We start from the raw sequence: 26,088 nt of genomic DNA on the forward strand, positions 1-26,088 counted from the left end.
TGCGGATCCTTCAGCGGACGTAGCGGTGGGGAACGAAGGGGGTGGGCGCGACGACGGCCGGCAGGGCCTTGCCGCGCACCATGAGTTCGAGGGCGGTGCCGTCGGCGGCGTGTTCGCGCGCGACGTATCCCATGGCCATCGGGCCGTTCAGCGAGGGGCCGAAGCCGCCCGAGGTGATCTCGCCAATGGCGGCACCGCCCGGCGCATGGACAGGCGTGTGGCCACGCGCGGGCTGGCGGCCTTCGGGCCGGATGCCGACGCGCAGGCGCTTCGCGCCATTGGCGAGTTCATCGCGCACGCGTTCCGCGCCGGGGAAGTTCCACTCGGTGCGGCGGCGCTTGCCGATGGTCCAGGTGAGTGCGGCCTCGACCGCGCTGGTCGTCTCGTCGATGTCGTTGCCGTAGAGGCAGAGCCCGGCTTCGAGGCGCAGCGAATCACGAGCACCAAGGCCCGCCGGCTGCACGCCCGGCAGCGCCAGCACCGCGCGGGCGAAGGCTTCGGCCTTGTCCGCGGGCACCGACACCTCGACCCCGTCCTCCCCGGTGTAGCCGGAGCGCGACACCAGCGCCGTCACCCCGGCGATGGTGAAGGATCCGACGCCCATGAAGGGCAGTTCCGCGATGCCCGGCGCGAGCGTCGCGATGGCCGCCACCGCGCCCGGCCCCTGCAGCGCGATCAGCGCGCGATCGGCCAGCGGCTTCAGCGTCACGCCGGCGGGCAGCGCGGCTTCGATCCGCGGCAGATCCACATGCTTGCGGCTGGCATTCACCACCAGGAACAGCCGGTCGCCCAGATTGGCGACCATGAAGTCGTCCAGGATGCCGCCATCATCGGTGGTCAGCAGGCCGTACTTCTGCCGGCCGGGCTTCAGCACCTGCACATCGGCGGGTGTCACGCGTTCCAACGCGGCGGCCGCACCTTCGCCGACGAGTTCGGCCTGGCCCATATGGGACACGTCGAACAGCGATGCGGCGGCGCGGCAATGCAGGTGCTCGGCCATGATGCCGACGGGATATTGAACGGGCATGGAATACCCCGCGAAGGGCACCATGCGCCCGCCGAGTTCGCGGTGCAGCGCCGCCAGCGGCGTTTCCAACAGGGTCTCGGGCGACGAATCGGCCACGGTGCCTCCCGCCGCATTCCGCGGCGCTTGGGGTTCAGTCCGTGGCCCCCCTCTGTCTGATGGACCTGAGAGATTCGGCGGGGGCGTTCCCTCGCCTTACTCCGTCGGTGCCGGCGCCTTGCAACGCCGGGCTTTCCAGAGGCCCCTTCCCCGCGCGGCCCTTGGTGCCTGAGCGTTTCCGGGGGCCGGTTGCGCCTTCGGCGGAGGTGTCGCCACCTCTCTCTCCCGCGCGGGATCTGCGGGGTGCGTCTTCCTGACAGATCGGGGGGTGTTTGTCATGCCCTCACATGCCGCGCCCTCAGATGCCAGGCGCCGTCGCGCTCCGCGCCCCCGTTCCTTGTGCCCTCAAACGGCGGGCGCGGCCCATCCGGGCCGCTTGCCTTCGCGCCACGCACTGGTGCGCTGGCCGCGACGGTGGGTTCGGGCGCGGTCGCGCCGTGTGCTCCCGGCCCGATGCCCCGCATCGAGCCGAAGGGGCGGATCGTCGCAGGTCCGAGGGAGCGATTTCTTCGCTTGCGTCGGGCCTTGCCCGGACAGCAGCCGCACTACCCGAAGGGCTGCCAGGTTTCGGTGACGGCCGGCGGGCGGACGGTGAAGCGCCAGGCGCAGCCGACCTGCGGCTGGTCATGGGTGCGCGCGATGGGCAGGCCCGCCAGGGCGCACATCAGCAGCGCGCCGGTGCCGCCATGGCCGACCAGCGCCAGCCCGCCGTCGCCGTGCCCGGCCAGGATTTCCCGCGCCGCTGCGACCACGCGGGCCTGCGCGTCCACCGCGCGTTCCCAACCTTCGACACTCTCGGCAGGCCGGGCAAAGAAGGCGTCGGCCAGGCGCTCGAATTCCTCGCGGGGGCGGTAGCCGGTGCTGGACCGGTCCATCTCCGCGAGCCCCGGATGCACCCGCACCGGCAAGCCGAAGCGGGCAGCGAGGATACCGGCCGCCTCGATCGCCTTGGTCTCGTCGCTCGCCCAGACAGCGGCGAGGCCTTCGAGCCGCGGATCGGCGGCGAGGCGCCGCATGCGCGCGATGCCTTCCGGCGTCAGGTGCCAGCGCGGCACCGGCACCGCCGGGTCGATGACGACCTCGGGGTGGGAAACAAAGATACCCTGCCTGTCCATGTCAGCCCCCAAAGCCGGAAATCTTCGGCCGGATGCCAGGCATCGGGCCGCGAGCGCACAGCGCGACCGCGCCCGGACCATCAGCCGCTGCCGTCACGCCAGTGCCCGGCGCGAAGCCAAGCGGCCCGGATGGGCCGCGCCCGGCGCTTGGGGGCACGAAGAGACTCCAACGGCCGCCGAGGGCGGTCGTTGGGATCATCGCGCGCCGCGGCGGCGGTTGGTCTCCAGCTGTTCCGGCGTCAGCTGGAAGGACAGGCGGACGGTGTGGTTCTCGACCCGGCGTTCCTCGACTGGGAAGTTCAGCCTGATCGGGCGGCTCTGCACGCGGGTGCGGTTGGCATTGCCCTCGAAGGTGACCGGGGTGGTGAATTCCTGGCGGTCGATCACCTGGGTGTCGTCCGAATCGGTCACGGCGATGAACCAGGGAAGCGAGACGGATCTGAGGCCCGTGCCAGCCGGGCCGCGTTCGACGTCGAAGACACCGCTGACCGCGACCACCACGGATCGCCGGCGGTCAGTGTAGTCGCAACTCGCCTGGAAGCCGATCAGCCGGGCGTCGAAGGTCATGGCGGCCAGGTCCTGCACTGCGCCAGCGCGATACCGCGTCAGGTCCGCGCCATCGGCCAGGACCGCGATGCGTGGGCAGGGTGCCGGCGGGCTGCTCGAGAAACTGTTGCCGCCACCGCACCCGCCGAGCAGCGCCGCCGCCGCCAGAGCCATCGCCACATCGCGCCGCATGAATCCCACCCCTTCTGCCCCCTTTGACCCCAGGCGCCCCATCTATAGTGTGCCGCCCGCCCGGGACAGGCCGCAACCTGCCCATATTTCGGACCCACCCTGCCTGCCATGACCGCCGACAAGCCCCGCCTCCACGTCCTGCTCGCCGGCCCCCGCGGCTTCTGCGCCGGGGTGGACCGTGCGATCCGCATCGTCGAGGAAGCGCTGAAGCGCCACGGCGCCCCGGTCTACGTCCGGCATGAGATCGTGCACAACCGCTTCGTCGTCGAAGGGCTGGAGCGCCAGGGCGCGGTCTTCGTGGACGAACTGTCCGAAGTGCCCAACGATGGCCAGCCCGTCGTGTTTTCCGCCCATGGCGTGCCGAAATCCGTCCCGGCCGAGGCGCGCGCCCGGCAGATGTATTTCCTCGACGCCACCTGCCCGCTGGTCAGCAAGGTGCACCGGGAAGCCGAGCGCCTTCACGCGCGCGACCACCACCTGCTGCTGATCGGCCATGAGGGCCATCCCGAGGTGATCGGCACCATGGGCCAGTTGCCCGAGGATGCCGTCACGCTGGTCGAGGACGCCGCGGCCGCGCGCCGCGTGCAGCCGCCGCCGGGCAAGGCGCTGACCTACACCACCCAGACCACCCTGTCGGTCGATGACACGGCCGAGATCGTTGCCATCCTGCGCGAGCGCTTCCCCGGCATGACCGAGCCCTCGAAGGAGAGCATCTGCTACGCCACCACCAACCGCCAGGCGGCGGTCAAGGCGGTGGCGGCGCGCAGCGAGCTGGTCATCGTGGTGGGCGCGCCGAACTCATCCAACTCCGTCCGCCTGCGCGAAGTCGCGGAGCGCGCCGGCGCGCCGCGCGCGGTCATGGTCCAGCGCGGCGCGGAGCTCGACCCCGCGCTGGCCGATGGCTGCACGACCATCGGCATCAGCGCCGGCGCCTCCGCACCGGAGGTATTGGTCCGCGAAGTGGTGGACCGCCTGCGCGAACGCTTCGAGGTGACGACGGAGGAAGTGACCGTCGCGCTGGAGGACGTGATCTTCCGCCTGCCGCCGATGCGCGCCGTCGCCTGATGGCCGTCTATACCGAAGTCACCGATGAGGCGCTGCGCGCCTTCCTCGCCGACTATGATCTCGGCGAATTGCTCGCCTTCCGCGGCATCGCCGAGGGGGTGGAGAATTCCAACTATGCTCTCAAGACCGATGCGGGGGATTTCATCCTCACGCTTTACGAGAAGCGCGTCGATCCGGCGGAACTGCCCTATTTCCTCGGGCTGATGGATCATATGGCGCGGCGCGGGCTCGCCTGCCCGACGCCGGTGCATGCGAAGGACGGCCAGGCGCTGCGGATGCTGGCGGGCCGGCCGGCGGCGATCGTGACCTTCCTGGCCGGCGTCTGGCCGCGCAAGGTCAGGCCCGAGCATTGCGCGCCACTCGGCCGCGCGCTCGCGCAGATGCACCGCGCCGGGGAAGGCTTCGGCATCGAGCGGCCCAATGCGCTGGGGCCGGCGGGATGGGCACCGCTGCTCGACCGCTGCCGCGCGCGCGGTGATGAGGTGCAGCCAGGACTGATCGCGGAACTCGACGCGGCGCATGCGGGCATCCTGGCTGCCTGGCCGGCGGCAGGCGCGTTGGCGCGCGGACATATCCACGCCGACCTGTTCCCCGACAACGTCTTCTTCCTGCCGGGCGAGGACGGCAAGCCGCGCGTGTCCGGGCTGATCGACTTCTACTTCGCCTGCACCGAGCTGCTCGCGTACGACATCGCGGTCTGCCTCAACGCCTGGTGCTTCGAGCCGGACTACGCCTTCAACGTGACGAAGGCGCGGGCGATGCTATCGGCCTATGACGCGGTGCGCCCGATGGGGCAGGAGGAACGGGCGGCCCTTCCCGTGCTGTGCCGCGGCGCCGCGCTCCGCTTCCTGCTGACGCGGCTGTATGACTGGACGCATACGCCCGCGGGCGCGCTGGTCACGCGCAAGGACCCGCTGGAATACCTGCGCAAGCTGCGCTTCTTCGCCCAGGCCGGCAGCGCATCGGCGCTTGGTTTATGAGCGCCGATCCCCGTCCGACGGTCGATATCTGGACCGATGGCGGCTGCAAGCCGAATCCCGGTCCGGGCGGCTGGGCGGCGATCCTTCGCTTCGGCGAGCATGAGCGCGAACTCTCCGGTGGCGAGGCGGAGACGACCAACAACCGCATGGAGCTGACCGCGGCGATCATGGCGCTGGAAGCGCTGAAGAAGCCCTGCATCGTCGCCCTGCACACCGACAGCGAGTATGTGAAGAACGGCATCAGCCGCTGGATCCATGGCTGGGTGCGCAGCAACTGGCGCAATGCGGCGAAGGAACCGGTGAAGAACCTGGACCTGTGGCAGCGGCTGCTCGCAGCGGCCAAGCCGCATCAGGTCGAGTGGAAATGGGTGCGCGGCCATGCCGGGGACCCGATGAATGAACGGGCGGACGCGCTGGCGACGGCGGCGCGGGATGCGGCGGCGGGGTGAAGCCCCGCCGCACCCGCCTCACTCAGAACCGCGGAACATGCAGCCCGCCATCCACGTAGAACGCCCCGCCGGTCGAGAACGGTATGTCGCCGGACACCAGCCCCGCCACGGCCTTGCCGACATCCTCCGTCTCGCCCCAGCGGCGGATGGGTGAGATCGCCCCGGATTCGATCTGCCGTGTATAGGCATCCCGCACCGACGCATTGATGTCCGTGCGGATCACGCCCGGGCGGATGTCGTAGACGGGGATCCCCGCTTCCGCGAGGCGCAGCGCGAAGACCTTCGCCAGCATCGCCGTCGCCGCCTTCGATGCGCAGTATTCGATGCGCCCGAGGCTCGCCATCTCCGCATTGACCGAGGAGATGAAGACCAGCGCGCGATTGCCCCGTTCCGGCGCGCCTTCCGCCAACATGCGGCGCAGCACCGCCTGGCTGACGAAGAACGGCGCGCGGCTGTTCACCGCCAGCACCGCGTTCCAGGATTCCGGCGTCACGTCGAGCGGGTCGCCGCGGTTGAACGCCATGATGCCGGCGTTGTTGACCAGCACCTCGACGCCGCCGCCGGCGTCCCAGGCCCAGTCCACCATCGGGGCGATGCCGGCCACCTCCGACAGGTCGCAGACATGCAGCCGGAAGCTGCCGCCTTCCTGCGCGACGAGACGCGCCGTCTCCTCCGCGCCCTCCTCGCTATGGTCGGCGCAAAGGATGTCGTAGCCGCGGCGGGCGAGATGGATGCTGATGGCGCGGCCCATGCCGCGACGTGCGCCGGTGACCAGCGCGACTGGACGACGGGACATACGGTTCTGCTTCCTCCTGCTCGCGCCACGCGCCGTGGCCGGCCTGCGGCAGGGTAGGCAGGTGGCGGCCGCAGCGGCAATCGCGGCCGGGCCGAAGCAGGCGGGCCGCCGGCCTCGTCCATGAACGCGCGGGTCAGCGCTGCGGCGCTTCGAGATCCGTCGTGATCACCGCGGTGTTCGGCCGGCCATCGGTGCGGTTGGCCGCCGAGGCGAGGATGGTCGCCGCCGGCAGCGGCACCGGCCCTGATTGTGGCGGCTTGCCCACCGGCGGAATGATGCTGACGTAGCGGGCGCGCAGATAGGTCAGCATCCCATAGGGGCGCGGGGTGGCCGATCGCGACGGCTCGCCCTGCCGCACCCAGCCCGGCAGCGCCTCCGGCCGCCGCATCAGCGCCTGCACATCGTCCAGGAAGGCATCCGGATCGACGCCATCGGTGTAGATGGCGCATTGGCTGCCGGGTTCCAGCATGACCACGCTGTGCCGGCCGAGCTGGCCCCGCACGCGCCAGCCCGCGGTCTCGCGCACAGGGCCGTTCGTTCGCAGTTGATCGGCCGGCACGCGCGGCGATGCGGCGAGTTCGGCCGCGGCGACCGCCTCGGCCGACTCGCGCCGCGCCAGGGCGGCGACGCAGACGCGCTCGAAGAGCGCGAGCGCTTCCGCCCCCACCGCCTGTGCACCGGCGACAGGGCCCGTGGCCGGCTTCGACCCCGCGCCCTGGGCCTGCGCCGTCCCGGCGGAAGCGGCCAGCATCACCAGGCCGGCCAGTGCAGCGCGGCGGTATGGTCGCGTCATCGTCGCTCTCCCATCCAAGGAGCCGGCGGTCAGCACCCGGCTGACACGCCGATCAGTAGTAGGTCAGCTCCCGCGCCTTGCCGCTGAAGATCCGCCAGGCGAGCGCGGTGTAGGCGAAGATGGTCGGCAACACGACGATGACGCCGACCAGGATGAAGGTCAGGCTCTCCGGTGCGCTCGCCGCCTGCCAGATGGTCAGGCGTTCCGGCACGACATAGGGGAAGAAGGACCAGGCGAGCCCGGCGAAGAACAGCGCGAACAGCGCCGTCGCACCCCAGAAGGGCAGCCGCCGCCTGGCATCGTCGGGCAGCGGCATGCGCGCCAGCAGCCGCGCCAGGCCGACCAGCAGCAGTAGTGTCAGCACCGGCAGCGGCGCGAGCAGCACGACCTCGGGGAAGGAGAACCAGCGGTCGAAGATGCGGCTGCTGACCATCGGCGTGACGGCGGACACCAGCAGGATGCCGAAGCCGAGCGGCCAGACCGCGAGCCGTGCCCAGCCGATCGCAGCGCGTTGCAGCCCACCCTCGGTGCGCCAGATCAGCCAGGCGGCGCCGACGAAGGCATAGGCGATGGGCAGCCCGAGTGCCGCCATCGCCGCAAACGCATAGGCGTGCCATGCCTCGGAGAAGCCGAGCACATAGCGCCCGAGCATCCAGCCCTGGGCCAGTGACGCGACCAGCGACCCGGCGGTGAAGGCATGGTCCCACAGCCGCTTGCGGCGCAGGTCCGGGGCCTTGGCGCGGAACTCGAAGGCGACGCCGCGCAGCATCAGCGCCACCAGCATGATCGCGACCGGCAGGTACAGCGCCGTCAGGATCACGCCATGCGCGGATGGGAAGGCCACCAGCAGCAACCCGACGCCAAGCACCAGCCAGGTCTCGTTGGCATCCCAGAAGGGGCCGATGGCCGCGATCATGCGATCGCGGTCGGCCTCCTCGGCGACCCGCGGCAGCAGGATGCCGACGCCGAGGTCGAAGCCGTCGAGCACGACGTAGTTGAAGATGCTGACCGCCATCAGCACGGCGAAGATGACCGGCAGCCAGTCGGGCGGTACGAACGGGGTCATGCCGGAACTCCCTCCTTCACCTCGGCCGTGTGGTCGGTCGCGATGCCGGCCCGCGTGGCGAGGCGGAAGACGGTGACGATGTAGGCGACCAGCAGCGAGCCGTAGAGGGTCACATACATCGCCAGCGTCAGGCCGATATTGCCCGCCGGCACCGGTCCGGCGGCCTGGGCGGTGGTCAGCACCCCCGTCACCAGCCAGGGCTGGCGGCCGATCTCGGTGACATACCAGCCGGCGAGCGTCGCGACCCAGCCGGAGAAGGTCATGCCCACCAGCGCCATCAGCAGCCATCGCGGCGGCGCACCGCGGCGCCAGAGGAACCAGGCGCTGGTCAGCCCCGTCAGGATCATCAGCACGCCCATCCCGACCATCACGCGGAAGGCGAAGAAGACCGGTGCGACCGGCGGATGCAGGCCTGGGTAGTCGTTCAGCCCCGGCACCACGCCGTTCGCGTCGTGGCGCAGGATCAGGCTCGCCAGGTCGGGGATGCCGATCTCGAAGACGTTGCGGCGCTCGGCCTCGCTCGGGATGGCGAAGATCAGCAGTGGCGCGCGGCGCTGCGTGTCCCAGTTGCCTTCCATGGCGGCGATCTTGGCCGGCTGGTGTTCCAGCGTGTTCAGCCCGTGCTGGTCGCCGAGGAAGGATTGCAGCGGCGCCAGCACCGCGGCCATCACGATGCCGGTGCGCAGCGCCGCCATCACCGACGGCGCATGGTCCCCGCGCAGCCAGCGGAAGGCCGACAGTCCCGCCACCAGGAAGGACACCGTCACCGCCGAGGCGGTGACCATATGCGCGAGGCGATAGGGAAAGGACGGATTGAAGATGATCGCCATCCAGTCCGTCGCGTGCGCGACGCCGTCGCGCATCTCGAAGCCCTGGGGCGTCTGCATCCAGGAATTCAGCGCGAGGATCCAGAAGGCGGAGGTGGTGGTGCCGATCGTCACCAGCATCGTCGCCCCGGTATGCACCCATCCCGGCACGCGACGGTAGCCGAACAGCATGATGCCGAGGAAGGTCGCCTCCAGGAAGAAGGCGGTCAGCACCTCATAGGCCAGGAGCGGGCCGGCGATGTTGCCCACCTTCTCCATGTAGCCCGGCCAGTTCGTGCCGAACTGGAAGGACATGGTGATGCCCGAGACGACGCCCATCGCGAAGGACAGCGCGAAGACCTTCACCCAGAAGCGGTAGGCATCCATCCACTTGTCGTCGCCCGTCGCGGTGAAGCGCAGCTTGAAGAACAGCAGCACCCAGCACAGCGCGATGGTGATGGTGGGAAACAGGATGTGGAAAGAGATGTTGGCCGCGAACTGGATGCGGGCGAGGATCAGGGCGTCCATGGCGATCAGGCCTCCTTCTTGCCGCGCAGCAGGCCGGCGACCCGGTCCTTCGCATCGAGAAGCTTCGTCACTCTGGCACCAAGCGCAAGCAGCGCCGCAAGACGTTCGCTCTCGAGCCGCTTCACATCATCGTACCAGGTCGTCAGCCGCTCGATCATGCCATGCATCGCGCCCATGCGGTCCTGGGCGTGGCGCTCCTCCTCGCTGCCGGGCGTCTGCATCAGCAATTCGCGCAGCACCGACAGGGTCGGATCGACCTCCCGCTTCTTCCGCTCCTCGGCGAGCGTCCGCAGGATCTGCCAGACATCGTCCGGCGTGGTGAAATGGTCACGCCGGTCGTCGGGGATGTGCCTGGGCAGGACCAGGTTCCACGCCTGCAATTCGCGCAGGCCCATCGAGACGTTGGACCGCGAGACGCCCAGCGCCTCGACGATGTCCTCGGCGTTCAGCGGGCGCGGAGAGACGTAGAGCAGCGCGTAGATCTGCCCGACGGTACGGTTGATGCCCCAGCGCGACCCCATTTCCCCGAAATGGAGCACGAAGGCCTGGATGAGCGGCGGGAGATTCATGGACATTCCGATATTTCAGAACTTTCTGAAATCTATGGCTGAATTTGATTCAGATCAAGCCGACCCTACCCTCCGGACCGCCCCGCGCCCTAACCCGGCAGCGTCGCCACCGCGCTCAACCCGCCCTGCGGGCGGTTCTGCAGCACGACATCCCCGCCGTGGGCGCGCAGGATGTTGCGCGTGATGGTCAGGCCGAGGCCGGTGCCGCCCGTCTCGCGGTTGCGGCTGCCCTCCAGCCGGCGGAAGGGCGCGAATACGGCTTCGAGCTCCGTCTCGGGGATGCCCGGCCCGTCATCCTCCACCACCAGGCGCACCGCGCCGCCATCGCCGCGCGACAGGCCGATCCGCGCCGCACCGCCATAGGCGAGCGCATTGCTGACCAGGTTCGCGACCGCCCGCTTCATCGCCACCGGCCGGGCGCGCACGGTCAGCCGCTCCGGCCCGTCATAGGCGATCGCCTCGGCCTGTTCGGGCTGCGCGTCCGCCGCCTCATCCGCCACGGTGCGGCACAGCGCGGCGAGATCGAGCGGCGATGCCGGCTCGGCCGCCGCGTCGTCGCGCGCGAAGGCGAGCGTCGCGGCGATCATCTTCTCCATCTCGTCGAGGTCGGAGAGCATCTTCCGCCGCTGCTCGTCATCCTCCATGAACTCGGCGCGCAGGCGCAGCCGGGTGATCGGCGTGCGCAGGTCGTGCCCGATCGCGGCGAGCATCTGCGTGCGGTCGGCGACGAAGCGGCGGATGCGCGCGGCCATCTGGTTGAAGGCGCGCGCGGCGGTCGCGACCTCGGACGGTCCGTCCTCATCCAGCGGGGCGGCATTCACGTCCCGCCCCAGCCGGTCGGCCGCGGCGGCCAGCAGCCGCACCGGGCGCATCAGCCGTGCGACGGCGCCGAGGATCAGCAGCACGGCCGCGACCGTCATCAGCACGAAGGCCACCAGGAAGGTCGCAGAATGCCACGGCCGGGGCGGCGGCATCGCGACCTGTACGTTCAGCCAGTCCCCATCGGGCAGGCGCATCGACGCCGCGAAGCCGCCCGGCCGGTCCGGCGGGCCGAGGCGGACCTCGCGCGGGCGCAGCCGCTGCGGCCCGCTGCCCAGCAGGTCGAGCCGGAACAGCCGCATGATGTCGGGCGGTGGCGGCGGCGCGCCGCTCCGCACCGAGGGCTGCCGGCTGAGCTCGACCGTCAGCCCCTCCGGCAGGTCGAGATCCGCCAGCAATTGCTCGCGCCGGTCGGCCGGAGCGAGGACCGCCGTGCGCCAGGCGCCGAAGGCGCGCCCGGTGATCTCCCGCGCATGGATCAGGCGCTGCAGATCCACGCGGTCGAGCGCATGGATGGTCAGCCCGGCCGCCTGCACCAGCATCAGGGCGAGGATCAGCCAGAAGGCCGTCCGTCCGCCGAGGCTCGCCGGCCAGCCGAAGCGGCGGCGCCCTTCAGCCACGTTCGACCGTCGCTGCCAAGACGTAGCCGCCGCCGCGCACGGTCTTGATCAGGCTCGGGTTGCGCCCGTCATCCTCGAGCTTGCGGCGCAGGCGGGACACGGCGACGTCGATCGCCCGGTCGAACGGTCCGGCCTGGCGGCCGCGCAGCAGGTCCATCAGCATGTCGCGCGTCAGCACGCGGTTGGGGCGTTCGACCAACACCAGCAGCAATTCGTATTCGCCCCCGGTCAGCGACACCTCCGCCCCATCCGGGTTCAGCAGCCGCCGCCGCCCCGGTTCCAGCGTCCATCCGCCGAAGCGGATCACCTTCGCCGGCGGTTCCTTGGCGGGCCCCTCGCCACTCGCCCGGCGCAGCACGGCGCGGATGCGCGCCAGCAGCTCGCGCGGGTTGAAGGGCTTCGCCACATAGTCGTCGGCGCCGAGCTCGAGGCCGACGATGCGGTCCGTCTCCTCCCCCATCGCGGTCAGGATCACCACCGGCACGTCGGACTGGCTGCGCAGCCATCGCGCGAAGTCGAGGCCCGGTTCGCCCGGCATCATCAGGTCCAGCACGACAAGGTGATAGCGCCCGAGCGGCCAGACCCGCCTGGCGTCCCGCGCATCGCGGGCGGCGGTGACGCGCATCCCCTGCTTCTCCAGGAAGCGGGAGAGAAGGTCGCGGATCTCGCGGTCGTCATCGACGACGAGGATGTGCGGGACAGGTTCCATGGCTTGTTACAATAGCGCGTCCCGGCCGGTCTTCAGGGGGGTCATCGCGTTTCGCTGCGTAACGGCGGCGGCGCCCGTTGCGCTGCGTTGCAATTCGGCGCTGCCGGGGGCTTCCTGCCGGCCATGACCAGCCCATCTCGTCCGTCCAGGAACGCCGTGCCCCGCATCCCCCCCGGGCGCGGTTCCGGGGCGGCGGGGGTTATCCCCCTCACCCAGGCTCCCGCCGCCTCCCCCCCGCTGCCCGGTTGGGCGCGGGCGGGGATCGCCGAACTGGCTGTTCTCGACCCCGATTTCGCCGGCATCGAAGCCGCCGCGGGCCCCCTGCCCTGGCGCAGCCGCGACCCCGGCTTCGCAGGCCTGTTGCGCACGATCTGCGGCCAGATGATCAGCAACCAAGCGGCGGCAGCGATCTGGGGGCGGCTGTCGGCCCTGCCCGGCGCGCTGGACCCCGCCGGGCTGCTGGCGCTGGATGAGGCCACGTTGCGCGGCGCCGGGCTGTCGCGGCCGAAGGTGGCGCATGTGCGTGCCCTGGCAGGCGCGATCGCCGACGGGCGGCTCGACCTGTCCGCCCTGCGTGAAGCGCCAGACGAGGCCGCGGTCGCCGCCATCTCCGCCGTTCCCGGCATCGGCCCCTGGACCGCGCAGGTGCACCTGCTGTTCGGCTTCGAGCGGCCGGATGTCTTCCCGATGGGGGATGTCGCGCTCGCCGCCGGCCTCGCGCATCTGAAGGGATTGCCGGAACGCCCGGCGCAGAAGGCGCTGGTCGCGATGGCGCGGGCGTGGTCGCCCTGGCGATCGCTGGCGGCGCGGCTGCTGTGGCACCATTGGCGGCACGCGACCGGCCGGCCCGCAGGCGAAGCCGCCTGACGCACAAGTCGGATCGTGAGCTGCCGCGAGCGCGGCCACGTCCAGCCCGCCAGCCGCGCCCGCCGGCCGAGGCACACCACAACGCGTCATGTCGCGGAAAGAATGTTGCGCTATGCTTCCGCGCATCATGCTCCGACGCACCCATCGCGGCATCGGCCGCCTGCCCTATGAGAACATCGCGCTGGTGCTGCAGGGCGGCGGCGCGCTCGGTGCCTACCAGGCCGGCGTCTACCAGGCGCTGCATGAGGCGGAGATCGAGCCCAACTGGGTCGCCGGCATCTCGATCGGCGCCATCAACGCCGCAATCATCGCCGGCAATGCGCCGGAGGACCGCATCGCCGCGCTGCGCGGCTTCTGGGAAGGCGTCACCGCCCCGCATGGCGGGTTGATCGGCGGCGCGTGGGATTCGATCGAACCGCCCGCCCACGGCACCGACTGGCGGCGCTGGGTGAACGGCGCGCATGCCGCCGCGGCGCTGTTCACCGGGGCGCCGGGCTTCTTCTCACCCCGCTTGCCGCCGCCCTATCTGCACCCGCCCGGCTGCGCCGAGGCGACCAGCTACTACGACACCTCGGCGCTGAAGAAGACGCTGACGGAATACGTCGATTTCGACCGCATCAACCATGAGGCCTCGCCGCGCCTCAGCCTCGGCGCGGTGAATGTCCGCAGCGGCAACTTCGTCTATTTCGACAGCCGCACCGACGTGATCATCCCCGAGCATGTCATGGCCTCCGGCGCGCTGCCGCCCGGCTTTCCCGGCGTCGAGATCCAGGGGGAGCTGTACTGGGATGGCGGCATCGTCTCCAACACGCCGCTGCAATGGGTGGTGCAGGATCGCCCGATGCGCGACACCATCGCCTTCCAGGTCGATCTCTGGAGCGCACAGGGCCAGATCCCGCGCGACCTGACCGAGGTCGCCATGCGGCAGAAGGAAATCCAGTATTCCAGCCGCACCCGCGCCAATACCGACCAGTTCATGCAACTGCAGCGGCTGCGCGTGGCGCTGCGCAACCTGCTGAAGCAGGTGCCGCCCGAATTGCTGGACACGCCGGATGGCCAGATGCTGGCGCGCGCCGCCAACAACACGGTGTTCCGCATCGTCCACCTGATCTACCGCTCCCGCCAGTTCGAGAGCGATTCCAAGGACTACGAATTCTCCCGCCGCTCGATGCGCGAGCATTGGGAGGGCGGCCTCCTCGATGCGGTGCGGACCCTGCGGGACCCGGCATCGGTGGAACGGCCCTCACCGGATGTCTGCATCGCGACCTACGACTTCGCCCGCGCCGATCCGCGCTGAGTTCAGCGGCGGTGATGGGACATCGTTTCTTGAACGTCGCCCCGCCAACCCCAGGCGCCTGCCCCGGAGCATCCCGATGACCGAAGACGAGATCCGCAAGAACGCCTTCGCGATGCCATTCACCAGCCCGGCCTATCCGGTCGGGCCGTACCGCTTCGTGAACCGCGAGTTCATGATCATCACCTACCGCACCGACATGGAGAAGCTGCGCGCCGTCGTGCCCGCGCCGCTCCAGGTGACGGAGCCGCTGGTGAAGTACGAATTCATCCGCATGCCGGATTCCACCGGCTTCGGCGACTACACCGAGACCGGCCAGGTCATCCCCGTGACCTACAAGGGCAGGAAGGGCGGCTACACCCACTGCATGTTCCTCAACGACCATCCGCCGATCGCCGGGGGCCGCGAGTTGTGGGGCTTCCCGAAGAAGCTCGCCAGCCCGTCGCTGAAGGCGGAGATCGACACGCTGGTCGGCACGCTCGACTACGGGCCGGTGCGCGTCGCTACCGCGACCATGGGCTATAAGCACCGCCACGCCGACGAGGCTGCGGTGCTCGCCTCGCTCGCCACGCCGAACTGGCTGCTGAAGATCATCCCGCATGTGGACGGGTCGGCGCGCATCTGCGAGTTGGTCGAATACTACCTGCAGGACGTGACGCTGAAGGGCGCCTGGACCGGCCCGGCCGCGCTGTCGCTGATGCCGCATGCGCTGGCACCCGTCGCGGAGTTGCCGGTGCTGGAGGTGGTTTCGGCGACGCATCTGGTCGCCGACCTGACGCTCGGCCTCGGGTCCGTCGCACACGACTACCTGGCCTGAACGGCCGGGGTCTGGACTTCGCGGCCCGGGGCTGTGAGGGTCCGCGCGCCATGCCCCCGCTCTCCCCGCGCATCCGCGACACCCAGGACCCGCCCATCCCCGCCGTCCGCGCCTGGGCGGCGCGCTACGGCGGCGGTGCGGGGCCGGTGCTGGACCTGACCCAGGCGGTGCCGGGATACCCGCCGCATCCGGACCTGCTGGCGAAGCTCGCCGAGGCCGCCGGCAGCCGCGCTACCGCCTCCTACGGCCCGATCGACGGCGAACCGGCGCTGCGCGCGGCACTCGCGGATGACATGGCTCGCTTCTATGGCGCGGCGATCGAGACGGCGGATGTCGCCATCACCTCCGGCGGCAACCTCGCCTTCACCATGGCGATGACGGTACTGGCCGGCGCGGGCGAGGCGGTGATGCTGCCCTCCCCCTGGTACTTCAATCACCGCATGGCTCTGACCGCCCTCGGCATTCCCTGCGTGCCGCTGGAATGCCGCGCCGAGGACGGCTTCATCCCCGACCCCGACCGGGCCGAGGCGTTGATGACCGGCGTGCGCGCCATCGTGCTGGTCACGCCGAACAACCCGACCGGCGCGGTCTATCCGCCCGAGGTCATCGCGCGCTTCGCGGATCTCGCGCGGCGCCACGATGCCTGGCTGGTGCTGGACGAGACCTATCGCGACTTCCTCGCGCCGAGTCAGTTGCCGCCGCATGCGCTGTTCGCGGATCCCGATTGGCGGGACGGGTTCATTCATCTCTATTCCTTCTCCAAGGCCTATTGCGTGCCGGGACACCGCGTCGCGGCCATCGCGTCCGGCGCGGGGTTCCGCGAAGCCTTGATGAAGGCGCTCGACACCATGCAGATCTGCGCCCCGCGCGCGGCACAGACGGCGCTGGCCTGGGGCGTCGAGGCACTGCGCGACTGGCGCCTGGCGAACCGCGACCTGATGGCCGGGCGAGCCGAGGCGTTCCGCCGCGCGGCCTCGCAACTGCCGGGCTGGCGGCTCGATGCGCTCGGTGCCTATTTCGCCTATCTGCGGTTGCCGCAGGATGCGCCGGATGCGGTGGCGATGGCCGAGACGCTGGCGGTGGAACGCGGGCTGCTCGGCCTGCCGGGGCCGTTCTTCGGGCCGGGGCAGGAGCGACATCTGCGCCTCGCCTTCGCGAATGCGGAGGAGAGCGTGATCGTGCAGGTGCCAGGGCGGCTGACGGCGTAAGCGCTGCGCTGGCACGCGACCGGGAGGGTTCGATGGCGGATTCTGATTCCGACGAGGACGCGGGTCGCGTCATTTCGATCGCGAGCAGCGACTTCTGGGTCAAGATGATCGAGATGCTCCAGCAGAATTGGGCATTGGTCGAAACGGACGCCCAGGGTGCCGCTGTCATCCACTTCATCAGCGATACCGGTGGTGTCTTCGACGCCCTGACCCTGGACTCGAAGTCGGCAGCGGAGATAGCACTCCGCCGCAACGGCTTCACACACTTCGCTTCGAATGAGCGACTGAAGTCCTTCCTGGCACCACCCGTGCCGCCCTACGTCGCCCGGTCGCACCCGAACGGACCGATCTATTCTTCCGGCAGGTTCTGGGTTGCGGCGGGCCGATGAGCGGCGACATAGCGGCCCTGGAACGCGAACGGCCGCGCCCGCATGATCCAGCCGGCATGATGCTTCGGCGCGCGATCCTCACGACGCCGCTGGCCTTGCTGGCGTCGACGGCGCATGCGGAGAACGAGGCGGAACCGACCCGTCAGCCGCCACGCTTGTCCACGCCGCGCCCGGTGACGTTGCGCCCCGGTGCCGAGCCCGTCACGCTGCACGCCGGGATCATCGAAGGATCACGCCCGCCGCTGCTGATCCGCTTCACCGGCGCGGGCGCGCCGGCGACCGAATTCCGCTTCCCGTCCTGGTACGGCTATGCGCGCGTCTTCGCCGTCCGCCAGATGCGCGGCCGCGACATCGTCTTCGCGGCGTTCGAGGGCAATACCGGCACCGGCACCTACCAGGAGATCCAGGCCGCGATCGGCGAGGACGATGACGGCGTCGCGCGCATCCTGGCGCTGGAGACGCTGCATCACCGCCTGACCAGCCCCTGTGAGGGCGGCACCTGGCTGTCCATCCGCGCCACGCCGCTCGCCAATGGCGGCGGGTTGCGGCTGGATCACTTCTGGCGCCAGCAGGTGGAGAACTGCCCGCCACGCCCGGGTGGCCCGGCCCGCAACCGCACCGAATGGGGCACGACGCTCACTTGGTCAGGCCGCGGGCCGATGCGCGCCCCGCCACCGCTGCCCGATGCGCCGCAGGCGCGCAGGCTGGTGGAGGACGGTCGCGCCAAGGTCATGGCCTGGCTCGCCGCCGCCCAGCGCAACGAGATCACGCCCGACGACATCGACACGCTCGGCCTGATGGAGACGATGCAGCCGGCCTGAAGGTCAGCGTGGCGGCGCCGGATCGAAGCCGTTCGGCGTCACACCGCGCGGGCGGATGAAGTCGTACGGCCCACGCGGCAGGAAGCGGCCGGTGCCCGGTTCCGCCTCCACCTCGCCGTCGCGCATCACCACCTCGCCACGGCGGATCGTCGTCACCGGCCAGCCCGTAACCTCCAGGCCCTCATAGGGCGTGTAGTCGATCGCGTGCTGCATCAGCGCGTTGGTGATCGTGACCTTCTTCTTCGGATCCCACAGCGCGAGGTCGGCATCCGCCCCCACCGCGATCATGCCCTTGCGCGGCGCGAGGCCCATCAGCCGCGCCGGGTTGGTGCTGGTCAGCCGGACGAAGTCATCAAGGCTGATGCGGCCCTTCGACACGCCCTCGCTGAACAGGATCGGCAGCCGTGCGGCGAAGCCGGGGATGCCGTTGGGGATGTCACGGAACACCGCGTCCGCGCCGTTCTGCCGCTTGCCCTTGTCGCCCTCATACGAAAACGCGCAATGGTCGGAGGAGACGACATCGAGCGTGCCGCGGCGGATCATCTCCCAGATGCGGCCCTGTTCCTCGACCGTGCGCGGGGATGGGCTGCACATGAACTTGGCACCCTCGAAGCCCGGGCGGTCCATGTCAGCGGCGGTCAGGGCGATGTATTGCGGGCAGGTCTCGCCCCACACCTTCACGCCGCGATACTGGGCGCGGGCGATCTCCTCTGCGGCCTCGGCGCAGGAGACGTGGAAGACCTGGATCGGCTGGTCCACCAGTTCGGCCAGCGCGATGGCGCGGTGCGTCGCCTCGCGCTCTACCACTGGCGGGCGCGACCAGGCATGATATTTCGGCGCGGTCATGCCGTGCTTCAGCAATTCATGCGTGCGCCAGTTGATGGCGTCGTAGTTCTCGCAATGCACCGTCACCAGGCAGCCGAGCTCGCGCGCCTTGGTCAGCACGCGCAGATACTGCCCGTCCGACAGGTGCAGCGGCTCATAGGTCAGGAACACCTTCAGGCTGCGCACGCCTTCCGCGACGACGCGCGGCACTTCCACATCCATCACCGCATCGGTGGGGTCGGAGATGATCTGGTGGAAGGAATGATCGAGCATCCCCTTCGCCGCCCGCGCCCGATAATCGGTGTAGCGTTCCCAGACCCCGAAACCCTTCCATTGCGGGATGAAGCACACCACGGAGGTCGTGCCGCCCGCGAAGGCGGAGGCCGAGGCGGTGGCGAAGGATTCCTCGTTCACCGTGACCGGCGGTTCCGCGGCACCCGTGCTGGCATAGCCGCCGCGGGACGGTTCCTCGATATGGCAATGGCTGTCCACGCCGCCGGGCAGGACCAGCAGGCCGTCGGCCTCGATGCTGCGCGCAGCATCCGCGATGCGCTCGGAGAGGGCGACGATGCGGCCATCCTTGACGCCGATGTCGCAGCGTATGGTGCCGAAGCCGGTCGCCACCTGGCCGCCGCGCACCGCGAGGTCGTATTCCGCCATCACACGTCACTCCATTCGCTGCGGTGCAAGAGTGCGGCGGGGGGAGGTGGCGGGGAAGGTGGAAATTGGAGGGGCAGCGCCCCTCTCCACGTCACCGCGGCGCGATCACCATCCGCATCCCGCCCTTCGGCCGCAGCGCCAGCCGGCAATTCGGTCGCGGCACGAAGCCGGGCGCGAGGCTGAAGCGGAAGCGGCGGAACAGGATGGCCGCGAAGACCATCACCTCCGCCATGCCGAAGGCCGCCCCGGCGCAGATGCGCGGGCCGATGCCGAAGGGCAGGTAGGCGAAGCGCGGCCGCTGCCGCGCGGCATCACCCATGAAGCGTTCCGGGCGGAAGGCGTTCGGTGCCTCCCACAGCCGTTCATGACGATGCAGCAGCCAGGGCACAGCGAGCACGATGTCATCGCGGCGGATGTCCCAGCGGCGGATGCGGTCGGGCTGCGTCGCCTGGCGCGCGAAGACGGCGACGGGCGGGTAGAGCCGCATCGATTCCTGCACCACCGCGCGGGTGAAGGCGAAGCTGTTGAGATCGCCGAAGGCCGGGGGCGTCGCCGGCAGTTCGGCGGCCATGCGGTCGGCGGTGGCTGGATGCAGCGCCGCCAGCATGGTCGTCCAGGTCAGCGTGATCGCCGCCCCCTCGGCACCCGCGAGAAGGAACATCACCACCTCGTCCAGCAGGTGCTCGCCGGTCAGCGCAGGGGATATGCGCAGCGCGCGCAGCAGCGGCGTGCCGCCTTCCGGGCCGGCGGCGTCCAGCAGCCGCGCGACGCGCCCGCGCAGCTCGGCCGCGAGGCGCAGCGCGCGCCGCCGCGTCAGCCAGCCGAACACGTCCGGCAGGCCCATCAGGCCGAGCAGGTCCACCACCTCCGCCGCATCCTGATACGCGGTGAAGGTCTCGGCGATGATGCGTGCGTCGTCAGCAGTCGCGGCATCCCCGAACACCGCGAGCAGCAGCACATGGCTGATCGCCGCGGCGTAGGCGGCCGCGACATCGACCGGGCCGGTCGCGCGCGCGAAGGCCTCGGCACAGGTCTCCGCCGCCTGGAGGTAGCAGGGATGGAACTGCGCGAGACCGGACGGGTGGATCGGCGGGGAGATCGCCTCGCGCCGTTCCGACCACTCATCCCCCCAGGCGATGAAGCACGAGCCGCCGATCACCGGCCGCAGCGCGTCCTCGAGGAAGCGGGATTTGCGCTGATAGATCTCGTGCTTGGTGACGAAGACGTCCCGCACCACCTCCGGCGCATTGGCGACCAGGATCAGCCGCCCGGGTAGGCGCGTGGTGAAGACCTGGCGGCGATAGGCATCCGCGGGGAAGATCGACAGCACGTCACGCCGCGCGCGCAGCAACCCGCCCAGCGCCGATGGCTCACGCGCCGCGCGGGGCGGCATGGGGGGGATGAAGTCGTCGGCGATGGCCTGCATGGCGGCAGGTTACGCCGCCGTGGCGGATTGGTCATCGCCGGTCGGCCTCGGGCCGTCGAGGATGGACGCGGCACTGCCGCATGCGATGATCGGAGACTCGCCACCCCGTCACGGCAAGGGCATGCGCCTTACCTCTCCGACCATCAGGCCGTCCGCCGCGCCGGTCCGCTTCACCTTCGATGGCCGCGAGGTCGAGGCCCTGCCCGGCGAGACCATCGCCGCCGCGTTGTCCGCCGCCGGCATCCTGACGCTGCGACATACGGCGAAGGGTGCACCGCGCGGGCTGTGGTGCGGCATGGGTGCCTGCTTCGACTGCATCGTCGCGATCGATGGAAAGTCCGGCCAGCGTGCCTGCCTGGTGAAGGCCGAAGCCGGCTTGCGTGTCGAGGGCGCGTCACCCGCGCAGCTCGCCCCGCTCGCCGACCAACCCACCGACATCGCCGATCGCGCCTGCGACCTTCTCGTCGTCGGCGCCGGCCCGGCGGGATTGTCCGCCGCCATCGCCGCCGCCAAGGCCGGCGCGGATGTGGTTGTCCTGGATGAACGGGCCGAGGCCGGCGGGCAATACCTGAAGCCGTTGGCGCACAGCCACGCCGACGCCGCGCCCGACGCACAGTTCCGCAGGGGTGCGGCGCTGCTCGCGGAAGCGCGCGCGACCGGCATAACGATCCATCACGGCGCGACCGTCTGGGGCGGCTTCGCGCCGGATGAGATCGCCGCGCTGGTCGATGGCGCCGCCATCACCTTCCGCCCGAAGCGGCTGATCCTCGCCCCGGGCGCGCATGAACGCCCGGTGCCGGTGCCAGGCTGGACGCTGCCGGGCGTGATGACCACCGGCGCCGTGCAGACCCTCGCCCGGGCGCAGCGCGTCAGCCCGGCAGATCGCGTGGTGATCGCGGGCAGCGGGCCACTGAACCTGCAACTGGCCTGCGAACTCATCGCCGGCGGCGTGCAGGTGGCGGCGGTGGTGGAAGCCGCGCCAAAGCCCGGCCTCGCCGTGTGGCGGGAGGTGCTGGCGCTCGCCCGCGCCGCGCCGGACCTCGCCTGGGATGGCTTGCGCTACCTCGCGACGCTGAAGCGCGCGGGGGTGCCGGTGCTGTGGGGCAGCGTCGTCGTCGCCTGCGACGGCACCGACCGCTTCGCCGCGCTGCACATCGCGACACCGGGCGGCGAACAGCGCGTCGAGGCGGGCGTCGCGGCGCTCAACATGGGCTTCCAGCCGGAGACGGGCCTCGCCCGTGCGCTGGGCTGCGGGCAGCGCTTCGTCACAGAAGGGCCGGGGGCGGAGATCGGGCGCCTGGAGACCGTCACCGATCAGGAAGGCCGCAGCAGCATCGAAGCCGTCTTCGCGATCGGCGATGGTGCTGCGATCGGCGGATCGCGCGTCGCGCTCGCGCGCGGGCGCCTGGCAGGTGCGGCCGCCGCGCGCGAGATCGGCTTCACCGTCGCCGAAGACCCCGCCGCGCGGCGCGACCTTGATCGAGCCCTGGTCTTCCAGCGCGCGCTCTGGCGCATCTTCGCCGCCCCCGCCTTCGACCCCACCGCCATCGCCGACACCACGACTGTCTGCCGCTGCGAGGAGGTCACCGCCGGTGCCCTGCGTGCGGCGATGGCAGGTGGCGCGCGGACCCTCGCCGCGCTGAAGAAGGAAACCCGCGCGGGCATGGGCCGCTGCCAGGGCCGCATGTGCGGCGCGATTGTCGCGCGGCTGGCAGGCGGCGACGCCGACGAAGCCGCCTTCGCCGCCCCGCGCGCCCCGGTGAAGCCGGTCCCCGCCGCTGCGCTGATGCGCGAAATGCCCGAAGGCTTCGACACGCCGGTCATCCACGCGCCAACGCCCAGCGCCTGGCGCAGCCGGGCCGAACCACTGGCGCCGGAGAACCGCGCCTGCGACGTGCTGGTGATCGGCGGCGGCGTGCTCGGCCTGTCCACCGCGCTGTACCTCGCGCGGGAAGGCGTGGATGTGCTGGTGGCGGACCGCTCGGAACCGGGCCTCGCCGCCAGCACGGCGAATGCCGGCAGCCTGCATGTGCAGCTGCTCTCCTATGATTTCGGCGACAAGGCGGAGGCGCTCGGCACCGCCGGCCCCGCCGCGGCCACGCTGCCGCTCGGCCCACGCTCGATCGGATTATGGAAGGAGATCGCGCGCGACGCCGGCGAGAGCTGCGGCATCCGCACCGAGGGTGGGCTGATGCTCGCCGAGACTCAGGCCGAGCTTGAATGGCTGCAAGGCAAGTCAGCCGTGGAACACAGCGCGGGCATCGACACCCATGTCGTCGGCGCCAACGAACTGCGCGACCTCGCGCCCTATCTCGCGCCGCGCTTCCTCGGCGCGGCCTTCTGCCCGCTGGAGGGCCAGATCGACCCGTTGCGCGGCACCGCCGCCCTGCTGGCCCTGGCGAAGCGCGCCGGGGCGCGGGTCGCGGGCGGCATCGATGTCACCGACATCACGCGCGACGGGGTGGGCTTCGCCATCGCCACGGAAGCCGGGACCATCCGCGCGGGGCGGGTCGTCGTCGCGGCCGGCCCGTGGTCGGGGCAGATCGCCGCGCTGGCCGGGGTGCGCCTGCCGGTCGGCGGGCTGGTGCAGCAGGTCATCGCCACCGAGGCCACCGGCCCCTTCATCCCTCATCTGGTCGCCCATGCCGGGCGTCATCTCTCGCTGAAGCAGGGACCGCACGGCCATCTGCTGATCGGCGGCGGTTGGCCGGGGGTGCACGACCCGGCCACCGGCGCCACGCGCACCCGGCGCGACAGCATCGAGGGCAATCTCTGGGTCGCCGGCCATGTCGTGCCCGCCCTCGCCGGCTTGTCCGTGCTGCGCGCCTGGACGGGGATCAACGTGCATGTCGACCGCGCGCCGATCCTGGGCGAGGCACCATCCTGCCCGGGCCTTTTCGCCGCCATCACCTCCTCCGGCTACACGCTCGGCCCCATCGCCGGGCGGATGACGGCCGATGCGGTGCTGGGCCGGGACGCGGTGGCGCCGGACTTCTCGATCGCACGCTTCGGCTGACCGGGATTCGCGGCATCGGGCCGGCGGATGGTGTAGCCTTGGGCAAATGGCCCGGAGGACTGCAGGATGCGCCCGTCCCTTCCGCCCCTGATGCTGGTGCTCGCCGGGCTGCTTGGCGCGCCCGCGGCGGCGCAGCAGCCGCCCGACCCGGTGGCCGACAGCATCGTGCATAACCTGACGCGCGGCCTACGCCTGCCGGGACAGGCGAACCAGCCGCCGATGACCTCCGACCCATCCGGCGGCGCCGTGCGGGCCGAGACCACGGCCCCGCCAGACCGGCCATCCGTCTCGCTGATGATCACCTTCGCCACCGGTTCGGCGGCGCTGACCCCGCAGGCGGAAGCGCTGGTCGCCTCCCTCGCCCGCGCGCTGGCGACACCGGACCTGACCCGGTCCCGCTTCCGGATCGAAGGCCATACCGACACGGTCGGGGCCACGGCCATGAACCAGTCCCTGTCCGAACGCCGGGCCGCGACGGTGCGCGACCTGCTGGTCGCCCGCTACGGCCTGGCACCCGCGCGGCTCGAGGCCGTCGGCCTCGGCGAGACTCAACTCCTGGTTCCGACCCCTGATGGTCGGGCCGAGGCGCGCAACCGCCGCGTGCAGGTCGTCAATCTCGGCGAGTGAGGACGGTGCGCGGCCGGAAAGGGGCCGCATCCGGTCGTTTCTGACAGGCGAGGACCGTTGCGGAAACGGCGCAGCTTGCGCCAAATCAACCGCTTTTCATCAATCGAACGTTCATATGTTTGAGATTCGGGCTATCTTTATGGAAACCTCAGCCCGAGTTTGGTGCCAGTGACCGCAACGGCGTGCCCGATCTTCCGCCAGGTTCTGAACCTGGGCGCGGCCTTGGCCTTGGTCGCGCCCGGCATGGCATGGGCACAGGTGCCGGCCGGAGTCCCTCGCCCGCCACCGCCGCCGGTCGACCTGCAGGACCGCATCCTGCCGCCCAGCGCGCCCAGCCTGTCGCCCCGGACCCAGCCGCCGCCGCCCGAGGCCCGGCGCGGCCCCGGCGAGGGCCAGCAGGTCGCCATCAGCACCGCCAGCGTGCAGGGCAACACGGCGATCGAGACCGCCGACCTGCGCCGCTACCTCAGCCCGATCGAGGGCCAGACCGTCGCGCTGTCGCGCATCGAGGAAACCCGGCTCGCCGTGCTCGGTGCCTATCGCCGCGGCGGGTATCCCTTCGTCTCGGTCGCCGCCGCGCTGGTGCCGGGCGCCGATGGCCGTGCCGAGGTCCGCTTCGCCATCACCGAGGGCTATGTCTCGGAAGTCCGGCTCGACGGCGATATCGGCCCGGCGGGCACGCAGGTGCTGCGCTTCCTCGAACGGGTGAAGGAGGAACGGCCGATCTCCACCGCGACGGTGGAGCGCGCCCTGCTGCTCGCCTCCGACGTCCCGGGCGTGCGGGTGCGCGGCGTGCTGCAGCCGATCCAGGGGGAACCGGGGGCGCTGCGCCTCGTCGCCCAGGTCACGCGCTCCGCCGTCAGCGGCTATTTCAACGTGGACAACCGCGCCTACAACCTGACCGGACCGTGGGAGGCGCTGTTCGTCGGCGGGCTGAATTCCTTCACCGAATTCGGCGAGCGCACCGAGTTGACGCTGTTCGGTTCGGAACAGGCGACGCAGTGGTTCACCCAGGCCAGCGTCGAGAGCTTCATCGGCGGGTCGGGCCTGCGCGTGCGCGTCTATGCCGGCATGGGCAACACCCTGCCCTCCGGCCAGCTCGCGCAGATCGGCTACAATGGCGAGACCTCACTCGCCGGCATCGTCGCGTCATATCCGATCATCCGCTCCCGCCCGGCCAATCTGTGGGCGGTCGGGCAGCTCGACATGTTCGACAGCACGACTTTCACGGGTGTCGGCACCTCCTCGGGCCGGCAGCTCGCGGGGCGTGACCACATCCGGGCGCTGCGCGGCGGCTTCGACGCCCAGGCGCTCGATACCTTCATCCCGTTCCTGCCGCCGGCCACGAACCAGGGCGCCTTCCGCGCGCATCAGGGCATCATCGACTGGGATGCCACCGCGAATGACGACCCGCGCGCGACGCGCATCGGCAGCGAGTTCGACTTCACCAAATGGACCGGCGAGTACCAGCGCATCCAGCCGATCTGGTCGCCCTTCGACGGGGCGATGTTCAACATCCAGGGCTATGTGAACGGGCAGTGGTCCACCAACGTGCTGCCCAATGCCGAGAAGTACTATCTCGGCGGCAACCGGCTCGGCCGCGGCTTCTATTCGGGGCAGGTGACCGGGGATTACGGCTATGGCTACGCGATCGAGCTGCAGCTCGACCTCGCCTATGAGATCCCGGCTGAACCGGCGCTCGGCAACAACCGCGGCACGACGCAGTTCTACATGTTCCGCGACATGGGCTGGGCGTACCAGAACCTCGACACCGATGCGAACCGGCGGTTGTCCTCCTGGGGCGGCGGCGTGCGCACGGTGGTCGCGGACACGGTGCAGCTGGATGTCGAGCTCGCCCGGCGCATCACCACCCAGCCGGATGGCCAGTTCTCCGAACCGCTGCGCGCCACGCAGCTCTACTTCCGCACGCTGATAAGGTTCTGAACCCCATGCCGCGTCGCG

The 26,088-nt window shown here is 70.7% G+C and carries 24 protein-coding genes and 2 riboswitches; of the genes, 12 read left to right on the forward strand and 12 right to left on the reverse strand.

Annotated features, from left to right (window positions below; genetic code table 11):
* Positions 1-10 precede the first annotated feature (10 nt).
* The 3 genes from gcvT to AC2YHJ_RS25150 all read right to left on the reverse strand — a co-directional run bounded on the left by gcvT (position 11) and on the right by AC2YHJ_RS25150 (position 2,976).
* Positions 11-1,123 (reverse strand): glycine cleavage system aminomethyltransferase GcvT, encoded by a 1,113-nt coding sequence (gcvT, locus tag AC2YHJ_RS25140; RefSeq protein ID WP_487398929.1) that lies wholly within the window; start codon positions 1,121-1,123, stop codon positions 11-13.
* 49 nt (positions 1,124-1,172) lie between these two features.
* Positions 1,173-1,265, reverse strand: a riboswitch (glycine riboswitch).
* A 3-nt stretch (positions 1,266-1,268) separates the two neighbouring features.
* Positions 1,269-1,361, reverse strand: a riboswitch (glycine riboswitch).
* Positions 1,362-1,668: 307 nt separating this feature from the next.
* Entirely contained in the window at positions 1,669-2,238 is a 570-nt protein-coding gene (locus tag AC2YHJ_RS25145) for a histidine phosphatase family protein (RefSeq protein ID WP_487398930.1), read from the reverse strand.
* A 195-nt stretch (positions 2,239-2,433) separates the two neighbouring features.
* On the reverse strand, positions 2,434-2,976 hold the full coding sequence (locus tag AC2YHJ_RS25150) for a hypothetical protein (RefSeq protein ID WP_487398931.1): 543 nt from the start codon (positions 2,974-2,976) through the stop codon (positions 2,434-2,436).
* Between the two features lie 108 nt (positions 2,977-3,084).
* On the opposite strand from AC2YHJ_RS25150, the gene ispH reads away from it, so the two are divergent.
* Genes ispH through rnhA form a run of 3 tightly spaced genes read left to right on the forward strand, consistent with a single transcriptional unit; the run spans position 3,085 to position 5,470 of the window.
* Positions 3,085-4,041 (forward strand): 4-hydroxy-3-methylbut-2-enyl diphosphate reductase, encoded by a 957-nt coding sequence (gene ispH, locus AC2YHJ_RS25155; protein ID WP_487398932.1) that lies wholly within the window; start codon positions 3,085-3,087, stop codon positions 4,039-4,041.
* Complete coding sequence (locus tag AC2YHJ_RS25160) at positions 4,041-5,021, forward strand: homoserine kinase (protein ID WP_487398933.1); 981 nt, start codon at positions 4,041-4,043, stop codon at positions 5,019-5,021. The genes ispH and AC2YHJ_RS25160 overlap by 1 nt, the downstream gene beginning before the upstream one ends.
* Positions 5,018-5,470 (forward strand): ribonuclease HI, encoded by a 453-nt coding sequence (gene rnhA / locus AC2YHJ_RS25165; RefSeq protein WP_487398934.1) that lies wholly within the window; start codon positions 5,018-5,020, stop codon positions 5,468-5,470. Before AC2YHJ_RS25160 ends, rnhA begins: the two co-directional genes overlap by 4 nt.
* A gap of 22 nt (positions 5,471-5,492) precedes the next feature.
* Here the strand turns inward: rnhA and AC2YHJ_RS25170 are convergent, their stop codons facing one another.
* From AC2YHJ_RS25170 to AC2YHJ_RS25200, 7 genes are all read right to left on the reverse strand, one after another.
* Complete coding sequence (locus AC2YHJ_RS25170) at positions 5,493-6,266, reverse strand: 3-ketoacyl-ACP reductase (RefSeq protein WP_487398935.1); 774 nt, start codon at positions 6,264-6,266, stop codon at positions 5,493-5,495.
* Positions 6,267-6,399: 133 nt separating this feature from the next.
* A complete protein-coding gene (locus AC2YHJ_RS25175; protein WP_487398936.1) occupies positions 6,400-7,059 on the reverse strand; it encodes a hypothetical protein in 660 nt (219 codons plus the stop codon).
* A gap of 52 nt (positions 7,060-7,111) precedes the next feature.
* Complete coding sequence (locus AC2YHJ_RS25180) at positions 7,112-8,125, reverse strand: cytochrome d ubiquinol oxidase subunit II (protein ID WP_487398937.1); 1,014 nt, start codon at positions 8,123-8,125, stop codon at positions 7,112-7,114.
* Positions 8,122-9,459 carry a cytochrome ubiquinol oxidase subunit I gene (locus AC2YHJ_RS25185; RefSeq protein WP_487398938.1) on the reverse strand — a complete coding sequence of 446 codons (1,338 nt, stop codon included), beginning with the start codon at positions 9,457-9,459 and terminating at the stop codon, positions 8,122-8,124. Before AC2YHJ_RS25185 ends, AC2YHJ_RS25180 begins: the two co-directional genes overlap by 4 nt.
* A gap of 5 nt (positions 9,460-9,464) precedes the next feature.
* Positions 9,465-10,028, reverse strand: coding sequence for a GbsR/MarR family transcriptional regulator (locus AC2YHJ_RS25190; protein ID WP_487398951.1), 564 nt, complete (start codon positions 10,026-10,028; stop codon positions 9,465-9,467).
* A gap of 89 nt (positions 10,029-10,117) precedes the next feature.
* Entirely contained in the window at positions 10,118-11,389 is a 1,272-nt protein-coding gene (locus AC2YHJ_RS25195) for an ATP-binding protein (RefSeq protein ID WP_487398952.1), read from the reverse strand.
* A 70-nt stretch (positions 11,390-11,459) separates the two neighbouring features.
* Positions 11,460-12,176, reverse strand: a complete 717-nt coding sequence (locus tag AC2YHJ_RS25200; protein ID WP_487398939.1) for a response regulator — start codon at positions 12,174-12,176, stop codon at positions 11,460-11,462.
* 156 nt (positions 12,177-12,332) lie between these two features.
* On the opposite strand from AC2YHJ_RS25200, the gene AC2YHJ_RS25205 reads away from it, so the two are divergent.
* From AC2YHJ_RS25205 to AC2YHJ_RS25230, 6 genes are all read left to right on the forward strand, one after another.
* Positions 12,333-13,043: a DNA-3-methyladenine glycosylase family protein gene (locus tag AC2YHJ_RS25205; RefSeq protein WP_487398940.1), complete on the forward strand. Its 711-nt coding sequence runs from the start codon at positions 12,333-12,335 to the stop codon at positions 13,041-13,043.
* Positions 13,044-13,170: 127 nt separating this feature from the next.
* Complete coding sequence (locus AC2YHJ_RS25210; RefSeq protein ID WP_487398941.1) at positions 13,171-14,340, forward strand: DUF3734 domain-containing protein; 1,170 nt, start codon at positions 13,171-13,173, stop codon at positions 14,338-14,340.
* A gap of 76 nt (positions 14,341-14,416) precedes the next feature.
* Positions 14,417-15,154 (forward strand): acetoacetate decarboxylase, encoded by a 738-nt coding sequence (locus AC2YHJ_RS25215; RefSeq protein WP_487398942.1) that lies wholly within the window; start codon positions 14,417-14,419, stop codon positions 15,152-15,154.
* A gap of 50 nt (positions 15,155-15,204) precedes the next feature.
* On the forward strand, positions 15,205-16,362 hold the full coding sequence (locus tag AC2YHJ_RS25220; protein WP_487398943.1) for an aminotransferase: 1,158 nt from the start codon (positions 15,205-15,207) through the stop codon (positions 16,360-16,362).
* Between the two features lie 32 nt (positions 16,363-16,394).
* Positions 16,395-16,751 (forward strand): hypothetical protein, encoded by a 357-nt coding sequence (locus AC2YHJ_RS25225; protein ID WP_487398944.1) that lies wholly within the window; start codon positions 16,395-16,397, stop codon positions 16,749-16,751.
* 56 nt (positions 16,752-16,807) lie between these two features.
* Positions 16,808-17,572, forward strand: a complete 765-nt coding sequence (locus AC2YHJ_RS25230) for a hypothetical protein (protein WP_487398945.1) — start codon at positions 16,808-16,810, stop codon at positions 17,570-17,572.
* Positions 17,573-17,575: 3 nt separating this feature from the next.
* Here AC2YHJ_RS25230 and hydA read toward each other — a convergent pair whose 3' ends face one another.
* A complete protein-coding gene (gene hydA, locus AC2YHJ_RS25235; RefSeq protein ID WP_487398946.1) occupies positions 17,576-19,057 on the reverse strand; it encodes a dihydropyrimidinase in 1,482 nt (493 codons plus the stop codon).
* Between the two features lie 91 nt (positions 19,058-19,148).
* Positions 19,149-20,483 carry a cytochrome P450 gene (locus tag AC2YHJ_RS25240; RefSeq protein ID WP_487398947.1) on the reverse strand — a complete coding sequence of 445 codons (1,335 nt, stop codon included), beginning with the start codon at positions 20,481-20,483 and terminating at the stop codon, positions 19,149-19,151.
* Between AC2YHJ_RS25240 and AC2YHJ_RS25245 the strand changes: the two genes are divergently transcribed.
* The 3 genes from AC2YHJ_RS25245 (at position 20,482) to AC2YHJ_RS25255 (ending at position 26,070) form a co-directional block, all read left to right on the forward strand.
* Positions 20,482-23,499: an FAD-dependent oxidoreductase gene (locus tag AC2YHJ_RS25245; RefSeq protein WP_487398948.1), complete on the forward strand. Its 3,018-nt coding sequence runs from the start codon at positions 20,482-20,484 to the stop codon at positions 23,497-23,499. The two genes, AC2YHJ_RS25240 and AC2YHJ_RS25245, sit on opposite strands and share 2 nt — an antisense overlap.
* Positions 23,500-23,565: 66 nt before the next feature.
* Complete coding sequence (locus tag AC2YHJ_RS25250) at positions 23,566-24,126, forward strand: OmpA family protein (RefSeq protein ID WP_487398949.1); 561 nt, start codon at positions 23,566-23,568, stop codon at positions 24,124-24,126.
* 243 nt (positions 24,127-24,369) lie between these two features.
* A complete protein-coding gene (locus AC2YHJ_RS25255; RefSeq protein ID WP_487398950.1) occupies positions 24,370-26,070 on the forward strand; it encodes a ShlB/FhaC/HecB family hemolysin secretion/activation protein in 1,701 nt (566 codons plus the stop codon).
* Positions 26,071-26,088: the final 18 nt, after the last annotated feature.

Source organism: Roseomonas sp. SRI_022, assembly GCF_057586215.1.

Coding starts and splice junctions, on each gene's coding strand:
- AC2YHJ_RS25210 (WP_487398941.1), top strand. CDS start 13,171: ATGCTCCGACGCACCCATCGCGGCATCGGCCGCCTGCCCTATGAGAAC.
- rnhA (WP_487398934.1), top strand. CDS start 5,018: ATGAGCGCCGATCCCCGTCCGACGGTCGATATCTGGACCGATGGCGGC.
- AC2YHJ_RS25215 (WP_487398942.1), top strand. CDS start 14,417: ATGACCGAAGACGAGATCCGCAAGAACGCCTTCGCGATGCCATTCACC.
- AC2YHJ_RS25150 (WP_487398931.1), bottom strand. CDS start 2,976: ATGCGGCGCGATGTGGCGATGGCTCTGGCGGCGGCGGCGCTGCTCGGC.
- ispH (WP_487398932.1), top strand. CDS start 3,085: ATGACCGCCGACAAGCCCCGCCTCCACGTCCTGCTCGCCGGCCCCCGC.
- AC2YHJ_RS25230 (WP_487398945.1), top strand. CDS start 16,808: ATGATGCTTCGGCGCGCGATCCTCACGACGCCGCTGGCCTTGCTGGCG.
- AC2YHJ_RS25225 (WP_487398944.1), top strand. CDS start 16,395: ATGGCGGATTCTGATTCCGACGAGGACGCGGGTCGCGTCATTTCGATC.
- AC2YHJ_RS25180 (WP_487398937.1), bottom strand. CDS start 8,125: ATGACCCCGTTCGTACCGCCCGACTGGCTGCCGGTCATCTTCGCCGTG.
- AC2YHJ_RS25185 (WP_487398938.1), bottom strand. CDS start 9,459: ATGGACGCCCTGATCCTCGCCCGCATCCAGTTCGCGGCCAACATCTCT.
- AC2YHJ_RS25255 (WP_487398950.1), top strand. CDS start 24,370: ATGGCATGGGCACAGGTGCCGGCCGGAGTCCCTCGCCCGCCACCGCCG.
- AC2YHJ_RS25190 (WP_487398951.1), bottom strand. CDS start 10,028: ATGAATCTCCCGCCGCTCATCCAGGCCTTCGTGCTCCATTTCGGGGAA.
- AC2YHJ_RS25250 (WP_487398949.1), top strand. CDS start 23,566: ATGCGCCCGTCCCTTCCGCCCCTGATGCTGGTGCTCGCCGGGCTGCTT.
- AC2YHJ_RS25240 (WP_487398947.1), bottom strand. CDS start 20,483: ATGCAGGCCATCGCCGACGACTTCATCCCCCCCATGCCGCCCCGCGCG.
- AC2YHJ_RS25175 (WP_487398936.1), bottom strand. CDS start 7,059: ATGACGCGACCATACCGCCGCGCTGCACTGGCCGGCCTGGTGATGCTG.
- AC2YHJ_RS25170 (WP_487398935.1), bottom strand. CDS start 6,266: ATGTCCCGTCGTCCAGTCGCGCTGGTCACCGGCGCACGTCGCGGCATG.
- AC2YHJ_RS25145 (WP_487398930.1), bottom strand. CDS start 2,238: ATGGACAGGCAGGGTATCTTTGTTTCCCACCCCGAGGTCGTCATCGAC.
- hydA (WP_487398946.1), bottom strand. CDS start 19,057: ATGGCGGAATACGACCTCGCGGTGCGCGGCGGCCAGGTGGCGACCGGC.
- AC2YHJ_RS25160 (WP_487398933.1), top strand. CDS start 4,041: ATGGCCGTCTATACCGAAGTCACCGATGAGGCGCTGCGCGCCTTCCTC.
- AC2YHJ_RS25195 (WP_487398952.1), bottom strand. CDS start 11,389: ATGCTGGTGCAGGCGGCCGGGCTGACCATCCATGCGCTCGACCGCGTG.
- AC2YHJ_RS25200 (WP_487398939.1), bottom strand. CDS start 12,176: ATGGAACCTGTCCCGCACATCCTCGTCGTCGATGACGACCGCGAGATC.
- AC2YHJ_RS25220 (WP_487398943.1), top strand. CDS start 15,205: ATGCCCCCGCTCTCCCCGCGCATCCGCGACACCCAGGACCCGCCCATC.
- AC2YHJ_RS25245 (WP_487398948.1), top strand. CDS start 20,482: ATGGCGGCAGGTTACGCCGCCGTGGCGGATTGGTCATCGCCGGTCGGC.